We start from the raw sequence: 3,651 nt of genomic DNA, 5'->3' as shown, positions 1-3,651 counted from the left end.
GATTTGAAGAAATTAACAATTTTGAGAAATATTTAGTCAACAACAGCATTATTGTTCTGAAATTCTTCTTGAATGTTTCAAAAGAAGAACAAAAGAAACGATTTTTGGAGCGACTCGATCTACCAGAAAAAAACTGGAAGTTTTCGGTAACTGATGTTCAAGAGCGACAGTTCTGGGATCAGTATATGGATGCTTATGAAGATGTGTTTACTCATACCAGCACTGAATGGGCACCCTGGTACATTGTTCCTGCAGACCGTAAGTGGTATATGCGCTTGGTAGTTGCTGCCGTGATTTATCAAACTCTGGCAGGGCTGGGCTTGGAATATCCAGAAGTAATGGAGGAAACGAAAAAGGCTCTTGCAGAAGCTCGGCAACTTTTAGAAAATGAATCTTGACCCCTCGGAGTTTCCATGACTGCTTTGCTCAATCCATCTCTGTATCAGGTGAATACTCGTGTTTGGTTAAGGCAGTTATCTCAGCAACTAAACCGTCCTGCCACGCTGGATGATATTGCCGACGCAGCACTGGATGAATGGATAAGTTTGGGATTTGATTGGATTTATTTTCTGGGGGTGTGGCAGACGGGGACAGCCGCACCCTAGGTATCGCGCACAAATCCAGAGTAGGTGGCGGAATACCAACGATTATTGTCGGATCTGACGGATGAGGATGTGTGTGGTTCCTGTTTTGCAGTCACGGCTTATACAGTACATACGGCAATGGGTGGGAATGCCGCAATGGAGCGGTTGCGCGATCGCTTGCACCAACGCGGCCTCAAACTCATGCTGGATTTTGTCTCCAACCATACCGCACCCGATCATTCCTGGGTACAGGAACATCCAGAATACTATGTTCCTGGCACGCCTGAAGAACGATCGCAGGAGCCGCAGAACTATAGTCAGGTGGGCGATCGGGTATTGGCCTACGGTCGTGATCCTTACTTTCCGGGATGGTGCGATACATTTCAACTTAACTATGGCAATGCGGATTTACAAACGGCTCAAATTAACGAATTGTTGAATATTGCTAAGTTATGCGGTGGTGTGCGATGTGACATGGCGATGCTGATTCTGCCAGAGATCTTTCAGCGCACCTGGGGCATTCCTATCGCCCCCTTCTGGCCTGTAGCGATTCCCAAAGTTCGGTTTGAGCATCCTGATTTTGTGTTCATGGCGGAAGTCTACTGGGATCTGGAATGGACGCTGCAGCAGCAAGGCTTCAGTTACACCTACGACAAGCGACTGTACGATTGTCTGCGGGAACAACAGGCCCGTCCAGTGCGGGAACATTTCTGGGCAGATTTCGACTATCAACGTAGATCAGCCCGATTCCTGGAAAATCATGATGAACCCCGTGCGGCCAGCACCTTTCCCCCCGATGTGCACCGTGCGGCAGCAATCATCACGTTTCTCTGTCCCGGATTGCGATTTTTCCATCAGGGACAGTTAGAGGGCTACAAGCACCGGATTCCAGTACATCATCGGAGAACGGGGCAAACGGCGGAATGCCGAATCACAACCTTTGATAACTATGTCACTTCAGTGCGGATTACCTAAGGCCAACCCGGTAACCCCAATCCCCCTGTTTCTACGGCTAACGCGAATGCCTGCATTCAGCGAACAGCAGAGGAATTTGTGATCGCCGTCCGCGATGTAGAAATTACCGGATCGGGGCCGATCGATGGGGCAGGCAACCGAATCATCTTCATGCGAAACCGGCTCAATGGCAGACAGGCAGAGTGTCAGATTAATGTAGCCAGCAGCCGCGTACTTTCAGTTCGCATCACTTCCCAGCCCGATCGGCCTGTTCCTCCTCCTGATTGTCCTCCTGGAAACATGGTTTCACCCAACCACCCTTCGGTCGGAGCCTACCATCGAGAAATTGCTCGACAGATTCGTCAAGCCTACGCCAGGGTTGAGAAGGTGCTCTTCTCGACTGACACTACCAGAACCTTCTTTATTTCTAATGCCAAGGAAAGGGTACGCGGCGATGGTGAATTCCGCTAGGGCCCAACCTGGTTCCCCTTTGACTATACCTGCCAGGTCAACATTCGCAGTAGTCGAGTCAGGCAGGCTAACTTCACCATTCGCCGGTAGTCGGCAGGATGTGATTGGTTATGAATTCAAGGTTATCTGCGGCGGGTGATTGGGGTCGTTATGCCGCAGGTCTTTGGCTAGGGCAGTCCATGAAAATTTTCGATAAATTTCTTGGTTTAGTTGAACTACTGATGATTTTTTTGGGGAACACTGATTTCAGTGAAATTGACGAAGGAATAGAATATTTTAGGAATTTCATGTCCTTTAAGTTTAGCGAGAATCTTCAAAATGGTAGTTAAGCAATCTCTGGAGCACTGTGAAAGTTTAGGTTACGGTTTTCTACTGTTAGCTCATATTATCTGTGCTGACCAGCAAATCCATAACAAAGAATCACGGGCACTACAGGATCTTGCTAAGCAAGTAAATATCCATAAAATGACACTCCAAGAAGCGAAGAAAATTCTAGGGCAAGATGACACCTACATCTCTTTAGAAAAATCTGCACAAAACGTTCCTGTAGGTCAGCGAAGTGAAGTCCTAAAGCAAATATTAGCATTTGCTTACATTGATGGTTATTTTTCTCCACTAGAACGAGAGGTCGTCAATCAAATTGTTCAGACTTGGGGTATCGATGAGTATGAAATCGAGCAGATGCTTGAATATGCTCAAGGCTTTAGCCAATGGTGTACCAGCGATCGCGCTGTTGATGATACGAACAAGCTTTCAGTTGGGGCACGGTTATTAAAGGGGGAAGAGTCTGTATTATCAAGATCGCTCATCACAAACTAGCTGAATTGGCTCCAGAGCATACTGGAGAGCAGATTAAGCGACTTCAACGTGAAATTTTACTATCTGGACCAGAGTATGACGGTGCAATCCGGCAATGCGCCAAAATTGCCAGGGAAGATATTGAGTATGCTAATAAAGCATTAAGAGATGCATCCTTATCACTCCAGAAATTGGGAAATGATCTTCAGCCCATAATGCATGATATCCAAAAGAAGATTGTTGGAAAGGGAGAATACCAAACAGCAAAAGATGTAGCTAAACAGCTTGAGCAAACTCGGCGAAACCTTTCGGCTGAAATTCTGCACAATTTAGAGTCCGTACGCGAGACACTACAAGCAAAACAAAGGTCACTCAACCATTTCAGTATTGCCTTTATGGGACGTACAAAAGCGGGAAAAAGTACCCTCCATGCAGTAATTACAGGGGAAGGCTGGGAGTCTATTGGTATTGGTAAGCAACGCACAACTCGCTATAACCGCGTGTATGAGTGGAAAGGCATTCGCATTATTGACACACCTGGGATTGGCGCACCGGGCGGAAAAACCGATGAAGAGATTGCCCGAAGTGTTATTGAGGAAGCCGATGTCATTTGCTATGTTGTAACTAACGACAGTATTCAGGAATCTGAGTTCGCCTTCCTAAAGGTGCTTAAGGAAAAAACAAAACCTCTGATTATTCTGCTAAATATTCGTACAATCTTCGAGACTCACGGCGGTTAGAGCATTTTCTGAAAAATCCAGAACGATGGTTTGCAAAGGAAGGTAAAAGCGGGTGCGTGTCACCTTCTAGAGAGAAGATTCATAACTGATTATTGAGATAAGCA

Annotated in this window: 5 protein-coding genes and 1 pseudogene; all 6 read left to right on the top strand. The window is 46.4% G+C overall.

Going from position 1 to position 3,651, the window contains the following annotated elements; genetic code table 11:
- Positions 1-398 (top strand): annotated as a pseudogene (locus tag ACUVQO_RS22720) (polyphosphate kinase 2 family protein); the annotation flags it as partial.
- Positions 399-413: 15 nt separating this feature from the next.
- Positions 414-605, top strand: a complete 192-nt coding sequence (locus tag ACUVQO_RS22715; protein ID WP_445928097.1) for a hypothetical protein — start codon at positions 414-416, stop codon at positions 603-605.
- A gap of 24 nt (positions 606-629) precedes the next feature.
- A complete protein-coding gene (locus tag ACUVQO_RS22710; RefSeq protein ID WP_445928096.1) occupies positions 630-1,559 on the top strand; it encodes an alpha-amylase family glycosyl hydrolase in 930 nt (309 codons plus the stop codon).
- A 78-nt stretch (positions 1,560-1,637) separates the two neighbouring features.
- Entirely contained in the window at positions 1,638-2,009 is a 372-nt protein-coding gene (locus tag ACUVQO_RS22705; RefSeq protein ID WP_445928095.1) for a hypothetical protein, read from the top strand.
- A gap of 318 nt (positions 2,010-2,327) precedes the next feature.
- On the top strand, positions 2,328-2,828 hold the full coding sequence (locus ACUVQO_RS22700; protein ID WP_445928094.1) for a TerB family tellurite resistance protein: 501 nt from the start codon (positions 2,328-2,330) through the stop codon (positions 2,826-2,828).
- Between the two features lie 5 nt (positions 2,829-2,833).
- Positions 2,834-3,547 carry a GTPase gene (locus ACUVQO_RS22695; RefSeq protein ID WP_445928093.1) on the top strand — a complete coding sequence of 238 codons (714 nt, stop codon included), beginning with the start codon at positions 2,834-2,836 and terminating at the stop codon, positions 3,545-3,547.
- Positions 3,548-3,651: the final 104 nt, after the last annotated feature.

The sequence above is a fragment of the Leptodesmis sp. genome (assembly GCF_052746595.1).
Note: the sequence above shows the minus strand (reverse complement) of the source record. Positions and strands in the feature narration are given on the sequence as shown.